1 protein-coding gene is annotated in these 638 nt (G+C 39.2%); it reads right to left on the minus strand.

The genetic code is table 11. The annotated features are described in order from the left end of the window. Positions 1-608: HAD family hydrolase (locus ACFIO3_RS15870; protein ID WP_375704767.1), on the minus strand; the 608-nt coding region annotated here is incomplete at its 3' end. Positions 609-638 lie beyond the last annotated feature (30 nt).

A 638-nucleotide genomic window follows, 5' to 3' on the forward strand; every position in this document is an offset into this window, starting at 1 on the left:
GCAAGTGCATTAGAGTGGCCAAGATAGCTATGTGATCCTCCCGTAAAGCCGATGACACGCATGCCTGCTGCTTTGGCCGCATGTACACCATGAAGTGAATCTTCTATAACGATAGTGTTTTGGGGCTCTGCCTGTAATTGTTGTGCGGCAAAAAGGAAGACATCAGGGGCCGGTTTCGTTCTTTTTGTTCCAACTTCAGGTGCTGAAAATATTTTACCTCCAAAAAGGTCATAGAGATCAACCGTAGTGAGCATCTCTTTTATATCTACGCTTTTTGCATTAGAGCAGATACAGTAGGGATGACGTGTTTGAATAAGTTCTACTGCTTCTCTTACATCATCAAGAGCACGTAATTCAGTTTTTATTTGTGTACGAAAAATATTTGACATCTGATCTATGAGATGAGCAGAAATTGGTTTTTCTGTTTCCTGTTCAACTTGTTTAAGAATATCACGAAAGATAAGCCCTGCAAAACGTTCACTCAATTCTTCGGGTGAGATTTCATATCCTGTTTGTTTGAGCAATTGAGATCCAATTTTTGCTGCAAGATATTCAGAGTCGACGAGAACTCCGTCACAATCAAAAATAATAAGATCTATTTGAGGCATAAAATATTCCTTTACATGTTACGAGATGAA

This window comes from Bartonella sp. AD328YNZD (assembly GCF_042196425.1).